This window comes from Bradyrhizobium sp. 956_D2_N1_4, from assembly GCF_052076025.1.
Classification (GTDB): Bacteria; Pseudomonadota; Alphaproteobacteria; order Rhizobiales; family Xanthobacteraceae; genus Bradyrhizobium; species Bradyrhizobium barranii.
This window is the reverse complement of record NZ_CP197237.1, coordinates 4,427,461-4,448,077: the sequence shown is the minus strand read 5'-3', so window position 1 is coordinate 4,448,077 and position 20,617 is coordinate 4,427,461. Positions and strand designations below refer to the sequence as shown.

At 65.3% G+C, this 20,617-nt stretch carries 18 protein-coding genes and 2 pseudogenes; 10 read left to right on the top strand and 10 right to left on the bottom strand.

Features of this window, described 5'->3' with window-relative positions; translation table 11 throughout:
- Nucleotides 1-32: 32 nt before the first annotated feature.
- Nucleotides 33-1,358, top strand: coding sequence for an LVIVD repeat-containing protein (locus tag AB7535_RS21160; RefSeq protein ID WP_085404315.1), 1,326 nt, complete (start codon nucleotides 33-35; stop codon nucleotides 1,356-1,358).
- Nucleotides 1,359-1,427: 69 nt separating this feature from the next.
- Here AB7535_RS21160 and AB7535_RS21155 read toward each other — a convergent pair whose 3' ends face one another.
- Nucleotides 1,428-2,789: an ABC transporter substrate-binding protein gene (locus tag AB7535_RS21155; RefSeq protein WP_085404316.1), complete on the bottom strand. Its 1,362-nt coding sequence runs from the start codon at nucleotides 2,787-2,789 to the stop codon at nucleotides 1,428-1,430.
- A 157-nt stretch (nucleotides 2,790-2,946) separates the two neighbouring features.
- Here AB7535_RS21155 and AB7535_RS21150 point away from each other — a divergent pair.
- Both AB7535_RS21150 and AB7535_RS21145 read left to right on the top strand, forming a co-directional pair.
- Nucleotides 2,947-3,468, top strand: a pseudogene (locus AB7535_RS21150) (CHASE3 domain-containing protein); the annotation flags it as partial.
- 96 nt (nucleotides 3,469-3,564) lie between these two features.
- Nucleotides 3,565-4,860 (top strand): annotated as a pseudogene (locus AB7535_RS21145) (sensor histidine kinase); the annotation flags it as partial.
- A 66-nt stretch (nucleotides 4,861-4,926) separates the two neighbouring features.
- On the opposite strand, the gene AB7535_RS21140 reads toward AB7535_RS21145, so the two are convergent.
- Nucleotides 4,927-6,099, bottom strand: coding sequence for a M20 aminoacylase family protein (locus AB7535_RS21140; protein WP_085404318.1), 1,173 nt, complete (start codon nucleotides 6,097-6,099; stop codon nucleotides 4,927-4,929).
- A gap of 118 nt (nucleotides 6,100-6,217) precedes the next feature.
- A complete protein-coding gene (gene purB / locus AB7535_RS21135) occupies nucleotides 6,218-7,525 on the bottom strand; it encodes an adenylosuccinate lyase (RefSeq protein ID WP_014494164.1) in 1,308 nt (435 codons plus the stop codon).
- Nucleotides 7,526-8,086: 561 nt separating this feature from the next.
- Here purB and AB7535_RS21130 point away from each other — a divergent pair.
- Entirely contained in the window at nucleotides 8,087-8,674 is a 588-nt protein-coding gene (locus AB7535_RS21130; protein WP_028158450.1) for a TetR family transcriptional regulator, read from the top strand.
- A 429-nt stretch (nucleotides 8,675-9,103) separates the two neighbouring features.
- Here the strand turns inward: AB7535_RS21130 and AB7535_RS21125 are convergent, their stop codons facing one another.
- The 3 genes from AB7535_RS21125 to AB7535_RS21115 form a co-directional block, all read right to left on the bottom strand.
- Nucleotides 9,104-10,135 (bottom strand): MBL fold metallo-hydrolase, encoded by a 1,032-nt coding sequence (locus AB7535_RS21125; RefSeq protein WP_085404319.1) that lies wholly within the window; start codon nucleotides 10,133-10,135, stop codon nucleotides 9,104-9,106.
- Between the two features lie 218 nt (nucleotides 10,136-10,353).
- Complete coding sequence (locus AB7535_RS21120; protein ID WP_014494168.1) at nucleotides 10,354-11,004, bottom strand: response regulator; 651 nt, start codon at nucleotides 11,002-11,004, stop codon at nucleotides 10,354-10,356.
- A 7-nt stretch (nucleotides 11,005-11,011) separates the two neighbouring features.
- Nucleotides 11,012-12,382 (bottom strand): sensor histidine kinase, encoded by a 1,371-nt coding sequence (locus AB7535_RS21115; protein ID WP_354076281.1) that lies wholly within the window; start codon nucleotides 12,380-12,382, stop codon nucleotides 11,012-11,014.
- A 200-nt stretch (nucleotides 12,383-12,582) separates the two neighbouring features.
- Here AB7535_RS21115 and AB7535_RS21110 point away from each other — a divergent pair, with 200 nt between their 5' ends.
- The 5 genes from AB7535_RS21110 to AB7535_RS21090 all read left to right on the top strand — a co-directional run bounded on the left by AB7535_RS21110 (nucleotide 12,583) and on the right by AB7535_RS21090 (nucleotide 16,931).
- Complete coding sequence (locus AB7535_RS21110; RefSeq protein WP_028147463.1) at nucleotides 12,583-13,353, top strand: MotA/TolQ/ExbB proton channel family protein; 771 nt, start codon at nucleotides 12,583-12,585, stop codon at nucleotides 13,351-13,353.
- Nucleotides 13,350-14,036: a hypothetical protein gene (locus AB7535_RS21105; RefSeq protein ID WP_028147462.1), complete on the top strand. Its 687-nt coding sequence runs from the start codon at nucleotides 13,350-13,352 to the stop codon at nucleotides 14,034-14,036. The genes AB7535_RS21110 and AB7535_RS21105 overlap by 4 nt, the downstream gene beginning before the upstream one ends.
- On the top strand, nucleotides 14,029-14,634 hold the full coding sequence (locus AB7535_RS21100; protein WP_085404321.1) for a hypothetical protein: 606 nt from the start codon (nucleotides 14,029-14,031) through the stop codon (nucleotides 14,632-14,634). The genes AB7535_RS21105 and AB7535_RS21100 overlap by 8 nt, the downstream gene beginning before the upstream one ends.
- A 117-nt stretch (nucleotides 14,635-14,751) precedes the next feature.
- Nucleotides 14,752-15,492, top strand: a complete 741-nt coding sequence (locus AB7535_RS21095) for a metallophosphoesterase family protein (protein WP_085404322.1) — start codon at nucleotides 14,752-14,754, stop codon at nucleotides 15,490-15,492.
- A 5-nt stretch (nucleotides 15,493-15,497) separates the two neighbouring features.
- On the top strand, nucleotides 15,498-16,931 hold the full coding sequence (locus AB7535_RS21090) for a serine/threonine protein kinase (RefSeq protein ID WP_354076285.1): 1,434 nt from the start codon (nucleotides 15,498-15,500) through the stop codon (nucleotides 16,929-16,931).
- Between the two features lie 6 nt (nucleotides 16,932-16,937).
- On the opposite strand, the gene AB7535_RS21085 is transcribed toward AB7535_RS21090, so the two are convergent.
- From AB7535_RS21085 to rpe, 3 genes are all read right to left on the bottom strand, one after another.
- A complete protein-coding gene (locus tag AB7535_RS21085) occupies nucleotides 16,938-17,129 on the bottom strand; it encodes a hypothetical protein (RefSeq protein WP_014494175.1) in 192 nt (63 codons plus the stop codon).
- A gap of 22 nt (nucleotides 17,130-17,151) precedes the next feature.
- Nucleotides 17,152-17,331, bottom strand: coding sequence for a hypothetical protein (locus tag AB7535_RS21080; protein WP_028147458.1), 180 nt, complete (start codon nucleotides 17,329-17,331; stop codon nucleotides 17,152-17,154).
- Nucleotides 17,332-17,629: 298 nt separating this feature from the next.
- Complete coding sequence (rpe, locus tag AB7535_RS21075) at nucleotides 17,630-18,331, bottom strand: ribulose-phosphate 3-epimerase (RefSeq protein ID WP_085404324.1); 702 nt, start codon at nucleotides 18,329-18,331, stop codon at nucleotides 17,630-17,632.
- Between the two features lie 252 nt (nucleotides 18,332-18,583).
- Between rpe and AB7535_RS21070 the strand changes: the two genes are divergently transcribed.
- The gene (locus AB7535_RS21070) at nucleotides 18,584-19,378 is read left to right on the top strand and encodes an EF-hand domain-containing protein (RefSeq protein WP_085404325.1); all 795 of its coding nucleotides are present in this window, start codon (nucleotides 18,584-18,586) and stop codon (nucleotides 19,376-19,378) included.
- 213 nt (nucleotides 19,379-19,591) lie between these two features.
- Here the strand turns inward: AB7535_RS21070 and AB7535_RS21065 are convergent, their stop codons facing one another.
- Nucleotides 19,592-20,590: a P1 family peptidase gene (locus AB7535_RS21065; protein ID WP_085404374.1), complete on the bottom strand. Its 999-nt coding sequence runs from the start codon at nucleotides 20,588-20,590 to the stop codon at nucleotides 19,592-19,594.
- Nucleotides 20,591-20,617 lie beyond the last annotated feature (27 nt).

Here is a 20,617-nt window from a genome sequence, read left to right as displayed (position 1 = left end):
GCATCATCCTCTCAAAAAATGGGGGGAAGCCGATGCCTGAACTCTCTCGCCGCCGTCACCTTCAACAATTGTCGGCCGTGTTCGGATCCGCTGCGCTGTCCGGATTGTCACGGCCGGTATGGGCGTCAGAGCCGGACATTCCGCCGGAGGGCATCGGCAAGGGCATCAAGCATATCTCGTACAGCGATGTCGGCGGCCGGCCCGACACCGTGCAGGTGATGTTCAACCGGCAGCACGTCTATGTCGGACACATGTTCAGCGACGGCGTGACGATCCTGGACGCATCCGATCCGCGCGCACTGAAACCGGTCAATTTCTTCACTGCCGGGCAATACACCCGCACCCACCATCTGCAGGTGGCGGAAGACCTGCTGCTGCTTGCGAACGGCGCCAACATCGTCGCGATGCAGTCCTACGACAGCATGCGCGGCTATTTCGAGAATTCGCTCGCCGACAGCATCACCAAGGCCAAGAAATTCCGCTCCGGCCTGTCGATCCACGACATCTCGAAACCGGGCGAGATGCGCGAGGTCGCGTTCCTCGAAATGCCGGGCTTCGGCATCAACCGGCTGTGGTGGCCCGGCGGCCGCTATGCCTATGTGTCGGCGCATTTCGACGGCTTCACCGACCACATCCTTTGCGTGGTCGATCTCAAGACCATCACCAAGCCGGAGATCGTCGCGAAATGGTGGCTGCCGGGCATGAACCGCGCGGCCGGCGAGCCGGCGACGCCCAAGGGTAAGCGCTTTGCGCTGCATCACATGATCACGGCGGGCGATCGCGGCTATGCCGCCTGGCGCGACGGCGGCTTCACCATCCACGACATCGGCGATCCCGCCAATCCGAAGCTGCTCTCGCACATCAACTGGTCGCCGCCCTTCGCCGGCGGCACGCACACGCCGCTGCCGCTGCCCAAGCGCCAGCTCGCCATCGTCGCGGATGAAGCCAATGCGGATCAATGCGCCAAGGGGCTGTTTCACACATTCGTGCTTGACGTGCGCGCGCCGCAAAATCCGGTGCCGATCGCGACGCTGCCGACGCCACGCGATCGCGACTTCTGTGCGAAGGGCACCTTCGGTCCGCATAATCTGCATGAGAACCGCCCCGGCTCCTTCCAGAGCGAGGAGACGATTTTCGCGACCTACAACAATGCCGGCGTCAGGGTGTTTGACGTCAGGGATCAGTTTGCGCCGAAGGAGATCGCGTATTGGGTGCCGCCGGTACCGAAAAAACTCGTCGACCCCCGCCCGAACGTCGCGCTCGCAGCCAAGACCTGCGATTCCTATGTGCGGCCCGACGGGCTGATGTTCGTCTCCGACTGGAACGCCGGCATGCACGTGCTGCAATATCAGGGGTAATCGCCGCGCAGCGGGAGTCGGCGACTTGTCCGCCGTGGCCACCTCTTCCGATCGGGCGACGCCTCGCCGCTACCCGCGGATCGCCGCATTGGCCCTTTCGGCCGCGCCCGTCATCGCATCCTTGGCCGATTTCGCCCCGTTGACCACTTCATTCACGCCGATCATGAAGGCGTCCAGGATCAGTCTCGATTGCGGATGGAAAAGAATCGCCTTGGCGCGGTCGACGTCGGCATTCTGCAAATTGATCAGCGCCGCCTCGGCGGCCTGCGGACCGAACGCCTTCCTGAAGCCCTCGCTCGACCAGGCCGAGACGCGTGTCGTCGCCAGCCCTGCTGCAGCAGTCTGCAGCGAGGTCGCCTTGCCCGTCGCCCAGAGCAGGAACAGGAAAGCCGCGCGCTTGTTTCGCGATTTGGAATTGATGCACGCCTGCCAGTGCGACATGAAGGGGACGGGGCCGCGACCGGCGAGATGCGGAAAGGTTGCAAACCCGGCCTGCTTGGCGACACGGCTTTTCGCTGGATTGGAAATGTCGGTCGCGAAGTTGCTGCTGTCGATCGCCATGGCCGTCCGCCCCTGCAGGAAGTCGTCCAGCACGTGGTACCATTCGTAGCTGCCGACGCCGGCAGGCCCGGCCTGACCGAGCAACTGTCCGTACATCTCGACGGCCGCGATCCCCTCCGGGCTCGCGAAAACGACCCTGTTGTGCTCGACCATGGCCCCACCGTAGGAGAACAGGAAGCCCATGGCTGGCGGGGAGGAATTGCCGCTCGCCTGGGCCCGCATCGCGATCCCCGACATCCCGTTGCTCTTGACCGCCTTGGCGGTGACAAGCAGCTCGTCGAAAGTCTGGGGTACCGGCTGGTCCTTGGCTGCCAGCGCATCGCTGTTGATGAACAGGGTCGTCGCCTCTGAGGTAATCGGGACCGCGTACCGTTCGCCGTCCGACCACAGCGGGAAGGCGCGGGCCGTCTTGAGCAGGTCGCTCTCGTCATACCAGGCGGGGTCGGTCAGCGACTTCATAGAATAATAGCCGTTCAGTGGCTCCACCCATCCGTTCGTGATGCCCTGGCCATAGGTCGTGAACATGAAGACGTCGGGCGTGCTACTGCCGCGAGCGAGCCTGATCGGCAGCGCGCCGAGGTAGGTGGTTTCCAGCTGGAAATCGATGGTGACGTTGATGCCGGTGAGGATGGTGAACTCCGGCAACAGCGGCGCGATCGCGTTCGACCACGGATGGATCGCACCCGAAAGTGCGATCGTCTGTCCCGCAAATTGCTTCCAGTCGATCGCGGCGTTGGCGTTAGCCGCAGCGGAATCCTCGGCAAAGCCCCATCGCGGCAGCGCGGTCAGGCCCGCGCCAGCCGCCCCCAGTCCCTTGATGAAACTGCGGCGGCTCGCCGGATGGCTCAACGAGTTTTCACCCTGTGCCATGATGATGCTCCTTGAATCAACCAAGGGCATTCATCCATAGCACACGCACGGTGCCGCAGTCCTGCGACATCACGGCCCGACCTCTGGCGTATCCGATGAATGTCGGGTTCCCGACCTCCTTATCCGTGCTATTGTTTATCCGTGCTATTGTCCCATCATGCTCTGGCGTCGGCACCAGAACACGCGCGGTCACACGAGCATCGAAGACCCACGGCCAATGTCCGTTCCTGTTCGGGCCCTGCCTCTGCGATGGTTTGCTCGTCCGCTGATCCTTGCGGTCGCAGTGCTTGTGACCCTGTTTGCCGCGACCAGCTTCCTCGGCCTGCAATATTGGCAGGAGCGGCAAGCAGCTCATCACTTCATCGAGCATAGCCGCCAGGTCCTCGAAACGCTTGATCGGCTGCGGGCGATCGTCGCGGAACTGGAGACTGAAAGGCGCGGGTATCTCATGACCCTCGACCCCGCCTATCTCAAGGCCTACGGCGTCTCTGACGAAAGCGTACGGCGCGAGGCTCAGGCGCTGCAGATGTTGGTGGCGGATGATCCGATGCAGGGCCTTCGGGCCGGACATCTGGCGCTGACCGTTACAGCCACGCTGCGCGAGATCGACGAGCTGCTGAAGACGGCCGGCACGTCCGGGCTGGCCGCGCTGGCAATGATCCGCAGCATGGACGAGATCCGCTCGCAAATCGACCAGATGGTGGATCACGAGCGCTTTCGGCTCGCCGGCCGGGAGGCGCGCGCAGAAGCATTCGAGCAACGCTGGACCTGGCTGATCGCCGGCGCCGTTGTCCTCGTCGTCGCGCTGGCCGCAGCAGCGCTGGCGCTCGCGCGGCTCGAAGCGAAACGGCGGCGGGAGGCGACCGAGGAGAACATCCAGCTCCAGAGTGATCTTGCAGCACGGGATATCAAGATCAGGCGCCTGTTCGATGCCAACATCATCGGCATCATCATCTGGGAAGTCGAGGGGCGCATTCTCGAGGCCAACGATGCCTTCCTGCGCATCGTGGGATACGACCGGGAAGATCTCGCCGCAGGGCGCCTGCATCGGACCGACCTCACGCCGCCGGAATGGCGCGACCGCGACTTGCATACCGTGGCGGAACTGAAGCGGATCGGGACGGCCCAGCCATTCGAGAAGGAGTATGTGCGGAAGGACGGAAGCCGTGTTCCGGTGCTGATCGGCGGGACCATGTTCGGAGAAGGTACGGATCATGGCGTCGGCTTTGTCCTTGATCTGACGGCTCTCAAGCGGGCGGAAGCCGAAGGCCGCGAACACGAGCGGCGCTACCGTGAAGCGCTGATGGAGCTCGCGCACGCCAATCGCGTCACCACGATGGGACAGCTAACCGCTTCGATCGCCCATGAAGTCAACCAGCCGATCGCCGCGATCGTGGCGAACGCCGAGGCCGGGCTGAATTGGCTGGAGGCGCGACCGCCAAACCTGGAGCGGGTTCGACAGACCCTCGACTGGATCACCGGTGATGGTATGCGAGCCGGCGACATCATCGGCCGGATCCGGGCGCTCATCAGGAACGCGCCCCCGCAAAAAGAGACCCTGGAGATCAACCCGGCGGTGCTTGAGGTCATCGCGCTGACACGCAGCGAAGCGTTCAAGAACGGCGTCTCGGTGCGAATGCAATTTGCCGAGGGCTTGCCGCCGATTCAGGCCGACCGGGTTCAAGTTCAGCAAGTGGTGCTCAACCTGATCGTCAACGCGATCGAGGCGATGGCCGCGGTCGGCGAGGGGGGACGGGAGTTGCTGATCAGCACCGGTCGGGATGCATCCGACGGCGTCCACGTCACCTTGCGGGATTCCGGTCCGGGGCTGGATCCGAAGAACGTGGATCGCCTGTTCGAAGCCTTCTACACCACCAAGCCCACCGGCATGGGGATGGGTCTCGCCATCTGCCGCTCGATCATCGAGGCGCATGGCGGGCGGATGTGGGCCGGCGCAAACGAACCGCGGGGCGCCTTCTTCCAGTTCACCCTGCCTCTCGCCTCAGACGAGAACGCATCTCGCCTGCTGGAGACGGAAGAGCCAACGGGGCAACGCTCTGCGGCTCGATGACGGGCTCCGCGTGGCGTGGCCCTTTGGCGGCAATGTCGCCCGGGCCACGGCTGCCGCGAAGCGGCGCTAACCCGCCGGCATCCGCGTCTCCACCAGGCGCGCCCAGTAGGAGGCGCCGTGGCCGAGGATGTTGTCGTTGAAGACATAGGCCGGGTGATGGCACTCGTTGCCGTCGCCCATGCCGACCAGGATCATCGCGCCGGGACGTGCTTCCAGCATGAACGAGAAGTCCTCGGCGCCCATCATCGGGATGAACTTGTCGTTGACACGCTCGGCACCGACGATGTCGCGGGCGACGTCGGCGGCAAGGCCGGCCTCGCGCGCATGGTTCATCGTCACCGGATACATCCGCGTATACTTGGTCTCGGCCGAGCCGCCATAGGCGCGGGCGACGCTTTCGGCGACCTCGCCGATGCGGCGCTCGACGAGATCGCGCACTTCAGGATCGAGCGTGCGGACGGTGCCGCCGAGCTCGGCGACTTCAGGGATGATGTTGAAGGCCGTGCCGGAGTGGAATTGCGTGATCGAGATGACGGCGGACTTCAGCGGATCGACGTTGCGCGCGACGATTGACTGCAGCGCGTTGACGATCTGCGAGCCGATCAGCACGCTGTCGACGGATTTGTGCGGACCGGCGCCGGCGTGGCCGCCCTTGCCGTGGACGGTGATCTGGATGTTGTCGGACGAGGCCAGCATCGCGCCGGGCGTGGTCGCGAAATGGCCCTCGGGCAGGCCCGGCATGTTGTGCATGCCGTAGACCTCCTGGATGTTCCAGCGCGTCATCAAGCCGTCCTCGACCATCGCCTTGCCGCCGCCGCCGCCTTCTTCCGCAGGCTGGAAGATCATGATCGCGGTGCCGTCGAAATTGCGCGTCTCGGCGAGATATTTGGCGGCACCGAGCAGCATGGCGGTGTGGCCGTCATGGCCGCAGGCGTGCATCTTGCCGGGAACCTTGGAGGCGTAGGCGACGCCCGACGTCTCCATGATCGGCAGCGCGTCCATGTCGGCACGCAGCCCGATGGTCTTGCCGGAGGCCGACTTGCGGCCGCGGATCACGCCGACGACACCGGTCCGGCCGATGCCCGTCACCACCTCGTCGCAGCCGAATTCGCGCAAGCGATCGGCGACGATGCCGGCGGTGCGATGGACCTCGTAGAGCAGCTCCGGGTTCTCATGGAAGTCATGGCGCCAGGCGGCCATTTCGTCGGAGAGGGCGGCAACGCGGTTGACGATGGGCATGAGGGGATCCGTTTCTTGTTCGTGGGGTGGGTCAGCGTAGCGTAACCCACCGCCGTGTCACGAGGAATGGTGGGTGATGCCTGCGGCTAACCACCCTACAGTTTCGACGGACGCGCGCTCAGCTCTCGCCGAACACGCGCTTGAAGATCGTGTCGACATGCTTGAGGTGATAGCCGAGGTCGAACTGCTCCTCGATCTCGGCGTCGGTGAGATACTTCTTCACTTCAGTGTCCTTCTTCAGGAGCTGGAGGAAGTCGCCTTCGCCGCGCCAGACCGGCATCGCGTTGCGCTGCACCAGCTTGTAGGCGTCCTCGCGGCTTGCGCCCTTCTGGGTCAGCGCCAGCAGCACGCGCTGCGAATGCACGAGGCCGCCGAGGCGGTCGAGGTTCTTCTGCATGTTGGCGGGGTACACCAGCAGCTTGTCGATCAGGCCGGCGAGGCGCACCAGCGCGAAGTCGAGCGTCACGGTGGCATCCGGGCCCATCATGCGCTCGGCGGAGGAGTGCGAGATGTCGCGCTCGTGCCAGAGCACGACATTCTCCAGCGCCGGCGTCACATAGGCGCGCACCATGCGGGAGAGGCCGGTGAGGTTTTCCGACAGCACCGGGTTGCGCTTGTGCGGCATCGCCGACGAACCCTTCTGCCCTTCGGAGAAGAACTCTTCGGCCTCCAGCACCTCGGTGCGCTGCATGTGGCGGATCTCCACCGCGATACGCTCGACCGAGGAGGCGATCACGCCAAGCGTCGAGAAATACATCGCGTGGCGGTCGCGCGGGATGACCTGAGTGGAGATCGGCTCGGGGACGAGGCCCATCGCCTTGGCGACGTGCTCTTCGACGCGCGGGTCGATCTGCGCGAAGGTGCCGACGGCGCCGGAGATGGCGCAGGTCGCAACTTCCTTGCGCGCCGCGATCAGGCGCTCCTTGGCGCGCGAGAATTCGGCATAGGCATAAGCGAGCTTGAGGCCGAAGGTCACAGGCTCGGCGTGGATGCCGTGGCTGCGGCCGATGGTCGGCGTCATCTTGTGCTCGAAGGCGCGCTTCTTGAGTGCGGCCAGCACCTTGTCGAGATCGGCGAGCAGGAGGTCGGCGGCGCGGGTGAGCTGGACGTTGAGGCAGGTGTCGAGCACGTCGGAGGAGGTCATGCCCTGGTGCACGAAGCGCGCTTCGGGGCCGACGATTTCGGCAAGGTGGGTCAGGAAGGCGATGACGTCGTGCTTGGTCTCGCGCTCGATCTCATCGATGCGGGCGACGTCGAAAGTGGCGTCCTTGGCCTTGGCCCAGACCGTCTTCGCGGCCTCCTTGGGGATCGTTCCGAGCTCGGCGAGGGCGTCCGCCGCGTGCGCCTCGATCTCGAACCAGATCTTGAACCGGGTCTGCGGCTCCCAGATCGAGGCCATTTCCGGGCGGGTATAGCGGGGGATCATCAGACTGCTCCAGGAAGGTGGGCGGGCGGCCCAAGGGGGCGGCGACCGGCCAAAATGCTTTTTACGCCGTGATTTAGCAGAGCGGGCAGGGCGAAACAAACGATCTGGACCCCGGTCGAGGGGGATCGGCGAGCTATCCACCGCCCCCCGTAGCCCAAGCAGAGGCGACGCCGCTCGCAAAAATTAACTGTCAATCACGGATCATTGACTGACAGATATTGAAATCTGTCAGCGAGACGTGTATATCCGTTCTCGGACGCTCCGATTGGGCGTCCCGCGGTGACCCGCCCGGGGAGCCCGAGGTCCGAAACACTTGCGGATCGCGGGACATAAGGAGGTGGGGACCGTGGACGAATGGAGACTTAAGACAATGACGACCGAAATCATCAACTTCACCGGAACGATTGGGCATTGGCTCAATTTACTGGTTGCGCGCCAGATCGCGGCGCAGGCTGCAAAACTGCCTCATTAAGGCGAGAGCTTTCCGAAACGACCGGCACGGGCGCTTCGGAAGCAGCTCCATCGCCGGGTAACTGAGCCCTCAACGGGAATGGTGCTGGCATGAATGAAGCCGTGATCTTGACGCCGGAGCGGATCCTCGAAGTCACCGAGGACGTTCTGCGGCGTTACGGACTTGCCAAGGCCACCGTGGTTGACGTTGCCCGTGCGCTCGATGTGAGCCACGGCAGCGTCTATCGCCATTTCCCGAGCAAGGCCTCGCTGCGCGAGGCTGTCGCCAAGCGCTGGCTGGATCGCATCGACGCGCCGTTGCTGGCGATCGCCGAGGAGCAGGGGCCGGCGCCGGCGCGACTCGACCGCTGGCTGCGCACGCTGTTCGCCGCCAAGCGCTCGCGCGTGCTCGACGATCCCGAGATGTTCGACACCTATCTGACGCTGGCGCGCGAGGCTTGCGCCGCCGTCAAGTGCCACAAGGACACCATGATCGACCAGATCGCGTCGATCCTGACCGACGGCGTGAAGCAGGGCGTGTTCGAGGTGGGCGACGTCAAGGCCACCGCCCGCGCCATCTTCGATGCCACCGTCCGCTTCCACCACCCGGCACATGCCGACGAGTGGAAGGACGCCGATCTGCCCGCTCGTGTCGATGCGACCCTGGCGCTGGTGCTGCGCGGGTTGAAGGCGGCCTAGACCGACACGGTCCCGCCAAAGCGTGTAACGGTCGATTCAGCCTTTCGCCTTGTGCAAAAGGGCCTCCTCGCGAAGGGCAGGCGAGTGGGTCGATTGCCTTCCGTTGGCGGATGGGACTACCGGCGGGCTCTCCGGATATGTGTTCACCGCGATTTCGACAGCGTCCTTCGACCGCTTCCGAATGCGGTAGAATGTAAGCTCCTGATCGAGTGCGGGGCAGCGGAAGTGGACGACGGCCGTATCTGGCAAGCGGCAGAGTTCGTCGATGAGCTCGCCCACGGTGAGGAGCGGAGGATCGACGACCGTTCGGTGCATGGCCTTACTCATGGCGCAACTCCTTCACTCTGCTGCTAACCAAAGCGCGACGGTGTCGGTTCCATTCCGCTCGCCTCAAGCGCTGGATAAAGGCGCGAACTGCGCGCCGCCGCGCTAGAGCGCGGATCCCGACCGCAGGCCGCGCGACCGCAAGATGCCGAACGGGTCTTCACGCCCGGCCAGTTTCCGATATGTCGCAAGGTCGTCAAGCGTCGGACCTTCTCCGCGTCGGACATTCCCACTCGTTCCAACCGGAATCGACGTGCCGAGGCCGGCATAGAGATAGCTGTCGCCGAACGCCTTCTTGAGCGCGGCAAAAGTCGGCTCACCGGTGCAATGCCCCGGTGCTACGGCGTCGACCTTGAACCTGTCCTTCAGAGCGGTAACGACTTTCGCGATTGTCTCGTCAGGCGCCACGACCAGATGAAATCCGCCGGCGATGAGATGAATCCTGGGATTGATACCGGTCGCCGCTTCGACAATGCGCTCGATCCCGGGGTGCGAACAACCGACCAGAAGGACTACGCCTTCTGCGGTGTTGACGGCCAGAGACAGCTCCTTGAGCTCTCTTGTCCCGGGCGCGTCGGAGATCAGCGAAATCAGCGTGATGCCGGGAGCAATCTCGGTCGTCTGATCGATCAGTTCGAAGTTTGCGTTGGCCCATGCCGAGCCGAACTTCATCACCGCTGGGGGCTTGCCTCCGTAGTACCGCATCTCCGGCGGCAAGGCCTCGTCTTTCCGGAAGAAGCCGGAAGGCAACGAAGAGCCATAGATGCCAAATCCTTCCTTCGGCGCGTAGATCTTGACGGTCGGATTGACGCTTAGGACGTAGGACAAACCCGCCATATGATCGGAGTGGCGGTGCGAAAGAACGACAAAGTCGAGGTTCGAGAGGTTGACACCCCTGGCCTTCACGTTTGCCGCGAAGATTTCGGCGTCGTTACCCGTGTCGAACAAGATGCGTTTTCCCGCGACTTCGACAAGGGCGGAAAAACCCCAGTCCTTTGTCATCGCGTCATTTGTGCCGAAGGCGTCATAAAGAATGGTGATCTGGTCTTTCGCGTCGGCTGCTGCGATCTCGGTGGTTCCGGTCGCGAAAACGTTGAAGGCGATCAGTGCGGCAAGAAGACTGTCCCTGATGTTCATGGAAGCGTCTCCTGTTGTCATGCAAAACATACAACGGGAACGAGGGCGGCTTCGAAAGAGCCGGGAGGCTCGCGTCAAGATCGGAGCCCAACAGACATCCACCGGCGGTCTCGTGCCGGATGCCGTGGCTGCGATCGAGCCTAGCACAATCCGAGAGCGACTGGAGACCTTCGTTGGGGCGGCCGGCCGGAACCAGATAGGCGTCCAGCCGCCAAGCTCTAGATCCTCGTCAGCCCGCAGCTCGCTGCCAGCCGCACGAGTTGCGCGTCGGTGCGCGCGCCGGTCTTGGTCTTGATCAAATAGTGATAGTTCTGCACCGTCTTGACGCTGAGATTGAGATGAGCAGCAATCTGCTCAGTCGTCGCGCCGCCGGCGAATTGGCGCAGGATCTCGATCTCGCGCTCACCCAGTTGGTCCAGCGCCGAGCCCGCCGACAGGCTGTCCTCGGCCAAAATGTGCGCGATGTCGTCGCTCATGGCGCGCTCGCCGCGCGCAACGCTGCGGATCGCGGTGACGACCGCGGAGGGTTCGCTGCTCTTGGTGACGAAGCCGCTGGCGCCGGCGCTGAAGGCGGCTTTCACCAGCACGGCCTCGTTGTGCATGGTGAAGACGAGGATGCGCGCCCGCGGGCTGCGCGCGCGGATGTTGCGGATCGCCTCCAGCCCGCTCGCGCCGGGCATCGAGATATCCAGCAAGACGACATCAGGGTCGTGCGCCTTGAAGGCGCCGTAGGCGTCCGCGGCATTGTCGGCTTCCGCCACGACATGGAGATCGCCCTGGCTCTCCAGCACGCGTCGGTAGCCTTGCCGCACGATCGGATGATCGTCGACCAGCAGCACGGAGATGCCTGTTGCCGCAACATCGCTCATGTCGGCCTCACGCTGCGAGCGGGATGGTGGCGGCGACGCTGAGGCCTCCTCGCGCAGGCAGGATCGAGAGCGATCCGCCGGCCGCCGCGACCCGCTCGCGGATGCCGGTGAGGCCGAAGCCGGCCGACTGCGCCACGCGTGCGGCATCGCCACCGCCGTCGTCCTCGACACGGATCAGCAACGCGTCTTCGTCACCGGCGCGCCGCTCGATGCGCAGGGAGATTTCGCGCGCCGAGCTGTGGCGCAGTGCGTTGGTCAGGCATTCCTGCGCCACGCGATAGGCGGTGGTGGCGGCCGGACCGCTGATGTCGGTGAGGTCGCCCCTGAGATCGAGCCGGATGGTCGGCTGCGCTGCGCTTTGCGAGCGCCAGCTGTCCACCAAATTGACCAGGCTGGCCTCGAGCCCAAGCTCCTCGGGCAGGGGATTGCGCAGGCGTTTGAGCGCATCGCGCAGCGAGGCCATCAGATGATGGGTGGCCTGCGAGATCATGCGCGCGTCCTGCGCGATTGCGTTATCCTTGCTCTCCTTCGCGCTGGCCGTCTCGATCGTGTTGGCGAAGGCGAGGATGGCGGAGAGATTTTGGCCGAACTCGTCGTGCAGCTCGCGGGCGAGCGCGCGGCGTTCGTCGTCACGGATCTCGATCAGCCGCCTTGTCAGCGCCGCGCGCTGTTCGGTGGCTTCCTCCAGCCGGCCGCCGAGTTCGCCGACGGCGCTGCCGATCATCGCCAGCTCCATGGAGCGGAAGCGCGGCAGTTTCGTGCGATACTGGCCCCGCGCCATGCGCTGGAGCGCGGCGACGATGGTGCGCGCCGGCGCCAGCGCGTGCGCGATGGCAAGCGACGCCAAGAGCGCGATCGCCGCCGCCATCAGAAGCGCGACATCGACCACGTTGAGGAGATACTCCCAGGCAAGCGAGATGGCCGCTGCGGCGTCCGGCGTCGCGACGACCGTTCCGGCGGCTGCCGCGCGGGGACTGACGGGCCTTATCACTTCGGCGTGGCTGCCGAGGAAGATGGGCACGATCGCGGTGAACCAGTGCGGCGGCGTCTTGCCTAGCCCCACGCTCTGGCCGCAGAGCGGCCTTTCGAATGCGATAGCCGGCTGGAACTCGACGCAGACGCCGGGCGAGATCAGCTTCATCGTCTCCAGGGTGCGCCACTCGGGAACCGGCAAGAGCTGCTCGCGCGTTCTGCTGCTGCGCAACAAGAACTCGTGCCAGTACAGCGCCTGAAGCGCCTGTGCGACCCGCTGCGCCGAGGCCGCGGTCGCCCGGTCGACGCTGCGATAGGCGTCGAACGTAGCCCAGACGGTCGCAGCGCCAAGGCAGAGCGCGACGATGAGAAGCAGACGGGCGACAAGCTGAAGCACGAGGCGCATGCGATCACCCTCAACGTTTGGTAAGGTCAGCCTAACAACGCCGCCGCGCCTTGCCAATTGCGGGGTTTGGGCCGGATTGCAGCTCGGGCAAATTTCCCAAGCCGGATTGGGCATGGCTCTTTGGACCGCGCGCGGCGGCTTTGATCTAATCGGGGTGGAATCGTTGCAGGCCAATCCCTGCAAGCCAGGAGCAGTGCAGCATGAGTTCGATGACGATTGGACCGATCGCGGGGTCTGCTGCCGACCCATCCGAGCGCAGCGCGCTGCTGTTCTGGATGATCTTCACTGGGTTGTCGATCTTCGCCGTCGTGCTGCTGTGGCGCTTCGGCCTGATCCGCCTGATGCTGACCTCGGACCGCACCTACATTTCCAGCGTGATCGCGCTGCTCTATGTCCTTACCTGCGGCCACTGCTTCCTGCGGACACGGGCGATCGCCCGTGAAGGCGCGGCGGCGCGGCGGTGCCGGGCGGTGCTCGCGGCGCCCGGGGGCAGCAAGGTGCTCGACGGCAGCGCGGCCGCGCTGCCACGCGGGCTGGTGCGGGACCACATCGAGAGCCTCGTGACGAAAGCGTCCGCGCAGGACTACCGGGCGGTCGACCAGACGCTGCTGCTGCGAACGCTGGCCGACCGGCTGCGCGGCTCCAACGGCTTCGGTGCCTTTGTCTCGGACACGCTGATGAAGCTCGGCCTGCTCGGCACCATCATCGGCTTCATCATCATGCTGGCGCCGATCGCGGGGCTGGATGCCGCCGACAAGGTCGCGATGCGTTCCTCGATGGGGCTGATGAGCGACGGCATGGCGGTCGCGATGTACACGACGCTCGCAGGCCTCGTCGGCTCGATCCTGGTCCGCATCCAGTATTACATGCTGGATGCCGCGACCCAGCGGGTGTTCTCGGATGCTGTGGTGTTGACCGAGACCTATGTGACGCCGGTGCTGGAGCGCAAAGGCGCTGGAACCGCGTCATGATGGATGACTTTGGTCTCTATCCACGCGAGGAGCCGTTCGATCCGCTGGGCGTGATGCTGTTCAAGGCGCTCCAGGTGATCGCGTTCCTGTTCTTCCTGGCACTGCTCGCGGTGTCTCCCGATGCGAAGGACGGCAAGATCGACTCCAAGGCCGAGTTCATGATCACGCTGGACTGGCCGGACAGCCATCCAGACGATCTCGACCTGTTCGTGCAGGATCCCGCCGGCAACATCGCCTGGTATCGCCACCGCGAAGCCGGCTTCCTCACGCTCGATCGCGACGACCGGGGCGGGGCCAACGACTTCATCATGGTCAACGGCAAGAAGATCGCCTCGCCGATCCGCGAGGAGATCGTCACCGTGCGCGGCATCCTCGCCGGCGAATACACCGTCAACGTCTCACATTTCGTGGCGACGACCGGCGAACCGGTCCAGGCCAATGTGAAGGTGCAGAAGCTCAATCCGACCGCGCAGGTGGTCTTCGACAACAAATTCACGCTCGATCACACCGGCGACGAGAAGACCGCGGTGCGGTTCCGGCTCGATGCCGAGGGCAAGGTCGTCAATGTGGATCAGCGGCCGAAATCGCTGCTGGAGACGTTCCGCAGCAGTTGGCGCAACGGCGCCGATCTCGACCCGAGGACCGGTGTGAGCAAGAACGCTGTGAGGGTGCGCCGTGACTAGCCTGCAGACGGTCATCCTCACGCTGTCGGTCGCCTACGCCGTCATCGGCGCGCTGCTGCTGGTCGTGCTGGTCTATGCGCGGCTGCACTGGTCGTTCAAGGCGGTCGCAGTGGTCGTGACCAGCGCCTTCTATGTCGTCAGCTTCACCGAGATGCGCGGGCTGCTGGGCTGGGCCAGTTCCGAACGGCTGCCGGCGACCTTCAAGCTGCTGAAGGCCCGCATCGTCGAGCCGCATTCGCTGGAAGGCGATCCCGGCTCGATCTATCTCTGGGTCGAGCAGCTGGATGACGACAATCGCCCGAGCGGCATCCCGCGCGCCTTTCGTGTGCCCTACAATGACAGGCTGGCCGACAAGACCCATGCGGCGGAGAACGAGATCGCGCTGGGACATCCGCAAGGCGGCCGCGCCGCCGATTTCGGCGGCGGCGATGGCAGCCTGATCGACATGGTCCGGGAATATGTGACGCCCAAGACCATTCTGGAGACCAGCGGCGGCGATTCCTCGACCGGCGAATTCCTGGCACCACCCGCCGGCGCGCAAGGCGCGGTGTTCACCCCGATTCCGCCGCCGCGGATGCCGCCGAAGGACGAGCAATAGGCTCTTCACCATCGCGACAGGGGCACGCTGGAAAACGCACCCGCACTGGCGCATCTTCTTGACGTCCCTCAATTTGGCCTTATCGGCTTCCGATAAGACCTTTGGGGTGGAGGGTGCGTGCTTCTCGCTGTCTTCTCGGATATCCACGGCAACCGGCAGGCGTTCGAGGCCTGCCTGAAGGTTGCCCGCGCGAAGGGCGCGGAGCGGTTCGTCCTGCTCGGCGATTTCGTCGGCTATGGCGCCGATCCGGAATGGGTCGTGGATACCGCGATGGGTCTGGTCCGGGAGGGCGCCATCGCCGTCCGCGGCAATCATGACGAGGCGGTCAACACCACGACCGAAGCCATGAATGCGGAGGCGCAGATCGCGATCGAATGGACGCGCGGGCGGCTCGACGTCGTGCAGCGGCGGTTCCTCGCCGAGCTGCCGATGCTGGTGGATGAGAAGGAGCGCCTTTACGTCCACTCGGAGGCCTCGAGCCCGCAGCGCTGGCACTATGTCCGTTCGACGGCGGATGCCGCCAAGAGCCTGATATCGACGCCCGCCCATGTCACCTTCTGCGGCCACATCCATCGCCCGGCGCTCTATTCGATGTCGGTGACGGCGAAGATGACGGGCCTCGTGCCCAAGACCGACGTTTCCGTGCCGCTGCTGCGCGGGCGGCAATGGCTGGCCGTGCTCGGCTCGGTGGGCCAGCCTCGCGATGGCGATCCATCCGCAGCCTTCGTGCTGTTCGACACCGTGTCGTGCCAGATCACCTATTGCCGCGCGCCCTATGACATCGCGAGCGCGGCGAACAAGATTCGCGAGAACGGCCTGCCGCCCTGGCTCGCCGACCGGCTGTCGCAGGGACGCTGACGGCGATGCCGCAATCCCTGGTCAAATCAGGCGCCGAGATCGACGGCTACACCATCGGTGAATGCGTCCATGCCGGCGGTATGGCGACGCTGTGGACCGTCACCCATCCCGGCATCGACGTGCCGCTGCTGATGAAGATTCCGCGGGTGTCGGAGGGCGAGGACCCCGCCGCGATCGTCTCGTTCGAGATGGAGATGATGATCTTGCCGCGGCTCGCCGGGCCGCACGTGCCCTCGTGTTTCGGCACCGGCGACTTCGCGCACCAGGCCTACGCCGTGATCGAGCGCATTCCCGGGACCACGCTCTACAAGCGGCTGCCCGATCTGCCGCTCCCATACGAGGAGGCGCGGCAGCTCGTCGCGAAGATCGCCGCCGCGCTGGCCGATCTGCACCGGCAGAACGTGATTCATCACGACATCAAGCCGAGCAGCATCATGTTCCGCGACAGCGGCGAGGCGGTCCTGATCGATTACGGCCTGTCGCACCACAACCATCTGCCGGACCTGTTGCAGGAAGAATTCCGCCTGCCTTACGGCACCGCGCCCTACATGGCGCCCGAGCGGCTGTTGGGGGTACGCGACGATCCGCGCAGCGATCTGTTTTCGCTGGGCGTGCTGCTCTATTTCTTCACCACCGGCGAGCGCCCCTTCGGCGAGGGCGAGACGCTGCGCGCGATGCGTCGCCGGCTGTGGCGCGATCCGCATCCGCCGCGCGAATTGCGGGCGGACTATCCGCCCTGGCTTCAGGAGGTGGTGCTGCGCTGTCTCGAGATCGAGCCGGTGCGGCGCTATCCGACCGCGTCCCAGCTCGCCTTCGATCTCGCTCATCCGGACCAGGTCAGGCTCACCGCGCGTTCGGAACGGCTGAAGCGCGACCCCTTGAGCGTCGCCTGGCGGCGGCGCTTCAACCTGGGTGTCATGGCGCCGCGCGCGAAATCGGACGTCGCCGCGCAAATCGCCTCCAGCCCGATCCTCGCGGTCGCGCTCGACACGGTGGAAGGCGCGGGCGAGCTGAACGAGGCGCTGCGCGTGACGACCGAGCGCATTCTCGCGACGCTGCCGTCGGCGCGGCTTGCCTGCGTCAACGTGCTCAAGCTCAACCGCATCGCGATCGACCGGACGCTCGACGAGCAGGGCTCCAACAAGCATATCGACCGCCTGGTCGCGCTCCGGCATTGGGCGACGCCGCTTAAGCTGGATGAGAGCCGGCTGTCGGTTCACGTGCTGGAAGCCGTTGATCCCGCCGCGGCGCTGCTGGAATTCGCCGAGGTCAATCAGGTTGACCACGTCATCATCGGCGCGCGGCAGAGCTCGTTCCGCCGCGCGCTGCTCGGCAGCGTCTCGGCCAAGGTGGCCTCGGAGGCGGCCTGCACCGTCACCGTGGTGCGGCCGCCGCGGATGGCTGCTGCGAAACCAGACGCCGGCGTCGTGTGGGGCTAGGAAAGATCACGCCGCGTGGGCGGCGTGGACGGAGCGCTTGCGGCGGATCGGCCAGCAGAATTGCGGGCCGGGCTCGCCGTGATCCGCGCCGCCGCCGAAATACTGGATGATCTCGCGGCAGGGCTCGCAATTGAAGAGGTTACGCGACGCGGATGCCTTGGTCATTTCCTTCAGGCAGTTCGGGCAGTGCGGTTTCATCGGGCGTGGTCCAGAATAGAATTCAATGCCGGCGCGGTGACCGGAGCGGGTGATCCGGGTCCGCCATCTCGGGCCCGGTGTCGTCGCGCCTCTCGCCTTCGGTGCGTTCGAGCCGACCGAAGAAATAGTCGAGGTCAGGATGCGGGCGCCGCGGGATGCGGCACCTGCGCTTCGCTTGACGCTTCACGAGCGCGATCTGCATGGGCTCAGGCCCGATACCAGTCGCGACGGACGATGCGGGCCGAACGTGCCGGCACTCTCGCCGGTCCGGCCGATGGGCCAAACACAACAAACGCACTGAAACCAAGCCACAACGCCACGCCAGTCCAAACCAGGGTCGTCGTCATGATGTGCTCCCGCGAAAACAGGCAAGAATCACTAGCGGTGATTTGCACGAATCAGGGAAGCCCGGAGGAGTACGGATCAAGGTGCAATTTAGGCATTGCGCGTCGCAGCGCCCGTAAGACCCGCAGCTTTTCAGCAAATATGTTGCTTGTGCTTCAGATCGCTTCGCCGCGTGCGCCTGCGGCGGCGTTGCGGATCGCGGCGATGTTGGTCTTGTACGCTTCCTGCGTGCCGCCCCTGAACACGGAGGTGCCGGCGACGAAGGCGTTGGCGCCCGCCGCGGCCAGGGGACCCGCGACATCGGGACCGACGCCGCCATCGACCTCGATGTCGATCGGACGTCCCGCCGTCATCGCGCGGATGTCGCGGATCTTGCCGATCGCAGACGGGATGAAGGCCTGGCCGCCGAAGCCGGGATTGACCGACATCACCAGCACGAGGTCGACGAGGTCGATGACGTATTCGAGCACGCTGATCGGCGTGCCCGGGTTGAGCGAGACGCCGGCCTTCTTGCCGAGCGCGCGGATCGCCTGGAGCGAGCGGTGCAGATGGGGACCTGCTTCCGCATGCACGGTGATGTGGTCACAGCCGGCTTTGGCGAAGGCCTCGAGATAGGGGTCGCAGGGCGAGATCATCAGATGCGCGTCGAAGATCTTCTTGGTGTGCGGGCGCATCGCCTTGATGACGTCGGGGCCGTAGGAGATGTTGGGCACGAAATGTCCGTCCATCACGTCGAGATGGATCCAGTCGGCGCCGGCCGCGTCCACCGCGCGCACCTCTTCGCCGAGCTTGGAGAAGTCCGAGGCCAGGATCGAGGGCGCGATGGCCAGGGGGCGGGGAGTGAAGGCTTGGGTCATGGCGCGGTGTCCCGTGGCGGCCGTGAAAGATGATGCTCGCCTAACATGGGCCTCTCAGCCGGGCAATGCAGGGGCGGCGTGCTTCCTGTGGGCGGAAATTTCTGCCGCGACCGGCATGAATTGCCGGTGTTCCGGAGCCGCGCCAGGCGTCGCGAAGGCGGATTTCATTGAGCTTTTTGCGCTGGCACGACGCTTGCTGACATCACCGCCAGAACATTGGCTGCGGCGTGCCGCATCGGTTGGAGTTGTGCAATGTTGTTTGCCCTTGGTGCCGTATCGAGCGCGCTCGACGCGATCCAGTCGCTGACGAAGTCGAAATCGTCCTCGTCGACCCAGAACACGGGGTCTTCGCAGAACGCGCCGATCAATCCGTTCGCGATCGACAGCGGCAGCAGCACGACCAGCGGCGCGACCTCGTCGGTCAATGCGGGCAAAACTCCGCAGATCTCGCCGGAGACGATGAACGCGCTGTTCGCCGCGCAGAGCCAGTCGTCCAGCGGCACCGGCAGCACGGCCAGCTCGACCTCGTCCGGCTCGACGTCTTCGACCTCGACGAGCCGCGACGCCGCGCTGAAGGACTTGTTCTCCCAGATCGACGGGGACGGCGACGGCAAGATCACCAAGTCCGAATTCGAGAACGCGCTCGGGGCCGGCGGCACCAACCTTGCGCAGGCCGATGACGTGTTCTCGAAGATGGATACGAATTCCGACGGCAGCGTCAGCCTGGATGAGATGTCGAAGGCGCTGAAGAGCGGCCATGGCGGCCACCACCACGCGCAGGGTGCGGGCGGCTCGGGCGATGGATCGGATTCCGCCTCGAAGGCGAGCGGCGGATCGACCTCGACCACGACGACCGCCGCCGACGGCTCGACCACCACCACTGTCACCTACGCCGACGGCTTCAAGATGTCGACGACGGTCCCGGGCGCCTCCAGCTCCTCTCGCAATTCGGCCTACGATCTGTTCGCGCAGTTGATGCAGCGGCAAGGCGGGCAGGGGCAAGGCGCCTCAGCGACCGCCGGCTCGTCGATGTCGATGAGCGTCTGACGCCCACTCGCTGTCATGCCCCGGCTTGCCGCCTTCGCTAAAGCTTCGGCGGCCGAGCACCCTTGTGGCCCCGGCGTAGCCTTGGCGGAGCCGGGACCGGGGCATCCAGTACGCCGCGGCTTCTCGGTTCAATCACAACTGCCTTTGGAATGCTGGATCGCCCGGTCTTCGCCGGGCGATGACGCGCGATATGCGGTGATAGGCGCGTGCCCCTTACCCGCCGAAGCGGTCCTTCCACGCCGGTAATGCTCCCGCAAACGGCAGCGCCGTCGCGCTGTACACGCCGCGCGCGATCGCGCGCGCGACCACGTTGGCGGCGACCGTGCCGAGCTCGGTGAGGCCGACCAGCGGCTCGATCGGCTTCTCGCAGGTCGCAGCCGCAAACAGCACGTCGCCGTCGGTCGGGGCATGCACCGGATAGATGGCGCGGGCAAATCCGGTGTGCGCGATCATCGCAAGCCGCTTGGCCTGGGCCTTGGTCAGCGTCGCATCGGTGACGACGGCGCCGATCGTGGTGTTCTCGCGCGCGCTCGCGGCGGGGCCGCCCTTGATGCGCATCGCCAGCATGTCCGGCGTGAACTTGGCTGGCAGGCCGCGCCCGCCGAACTCGCCGTTCTCCTCGAACGGCGCCGCCCAGAACCACGGTCCCTCGCCGACGGTTGCGCTGCCGACCGCGTTGACGACCACGATGGCGGCGACCTTGATGCCGTTGGGCAGGACCGCCGAAGCCGAGCCGAGCCCGCCCTTGAAGGTCGCGGTGGTACAGCCGAGGCCTGCGCCGACGCTGCCCAGCGCGAAGTCGTGGCCCGCGGCCACAGCTGCTGCGTAACCGAGATCGCGATAGGGCGCGAAGCGACCCCAGGCCTTGTCGCCGCCGTTGAGCAGGTCGAACACGATGGCGCCCGGCACGATCGGGATCACCGCCTCGCGAATCCGGAAGCCGCGGCCCTGTTCGGCAAGCCAGGCCTGGACGCCGCCGCCGGTCTCGATGCCAAAGGCGGAGCCGCCGGACAGCGCAATCGCATCGACGCGCTCGACCGTGCTGGCAAGATCGAGCAGCGCATCCTCGCGCGTGCCGGGCCCGCCGCCGCGCACGTCGATCGCCGCGACCGCCGGGGCATCGAAGATGATCGCTGTCGTGCCAGAGGCGACTTTCGCATCCTCGGCATGGCCGACGCGGACGCCGGCGATATCGGTAAGCAGGTTTTTCAAGGCCGGCACTCCATGCGCTTCAGGCAT

What these genes read in the sequence shown, in the direction of transcription:
- AB7535_RS21120 (WP_014494168.1), bottom strand. Translation starts at nt 11,004, where the DNA reads ATGAGCGATGTTGCGGCAACAGGCATCTCCGTGCTGCTGGTCGACGAT.
- AB7535_RS21130 (WP_028158450.1), top strand. Translation starts at nt 8,087, where the DNA reads ATGAATGAAGCCGTGATCTTGACGCCGGAGCGGATCCTCGAAGTCACC.
- AB7535_RS21080 (WP_028147458.1), bottom strand. Translation starts at nt 17,331, where the DNA reads ATGCAGATCGCGCTCGTGAAGCGTCAAGCGAAGCGCAGGTGCCGCATC.
- AB7535_RS21160 (WP_085404315.1), top strand. Translation starts at nt 33, where the DNA reads ATGCCTGAACTCTCTCGCCGCCGTCACCTTCAACAATTGTCGGCCGTG.
- AB7535_RS21110 (WP_028147463.1), top strand. Translation starts at nt 12,583, where the DNA reads ATGAGTTCGATGACGATTGGACCGATCGCGGGGTCTGCTGCCGACCCA.
- purB (WP_014494164.1), bottom strand. Translation starts at nt 7,525, where the DNA reads ATGATCCCCCGCTATACCCGCCCGGAAATGGCCTCGATCTGGGAGCCG.
- AB7535_RS21125 (WP_085404319.1), bottom strand. Translation starts at nt 10,135, where the DNA reads ATGAACATCAGGGACAGTCTTCTTGCCGCACTGATCGCCTTCAACGTT.
- AB7535_RS21085 (WP_014494175.1), bottom strand. Translation starts at nt 17,129, where the DNA reads ATGAAACCGCACTGCCCGAACTGCCTGAAGGAAATGACCAAGGCATCC.
- AB7535_RS21115 (WP_354076281.1), bottom strand. Translation starts at nt 12,382, where the DNA reads ATGCGCCTCGTGCTTCAGCTTGTCGCCCGTCTGCTTCTCATCGTCGCG.
- AB7535_RS21140 (WP_085404318.1), bottom strand. Translation starts at nt 6,099, where the DNA reads ATGCCCATCGTCAACCGCGTTGCCGCCCTCTCCGACGAAATGGCCGCC.
- AB7535_RS21090 (WP_354076285.1), top strand. Translation starts at nt 15,498, where the DNA reads ATGCCGCAATCCCTGGTCAAATCAGGCGCCGAGATCGACGGCTACACC.
- AB7535_RS21105 (WP_028147462.1), top strand. Translation starts at nt 13,350, where the DNA reads ATGATGGATGACTTTGGTCTCTATCCACGCGAGGAGCCGTTCGATCCG.
- AB7535_RS21070 (WP_085404325.1), top strand. Translation starts at nt 18,584, where the DNA reads ATGTTGTTTGCCCTTGGTGCCGTATCGAGCGCGCTCGACGCGATCCAG.
- AB7535_RS21155 (WP_085404316.1), bottom strand. Translation starts at nt 2,789, where the DNA reads ATGGCACAGGGTGAAAACTCGTTGAGCCATCCGGCGAGCCGCCGCAGT.
- rpe (WP_085404324.1), bottom strand. Translation starts at nt 18,331, where the DNA reads ATGACCCAAGCCTTCACTCCCCGCCCCCTGGCCATCGCGCCCTCGATC.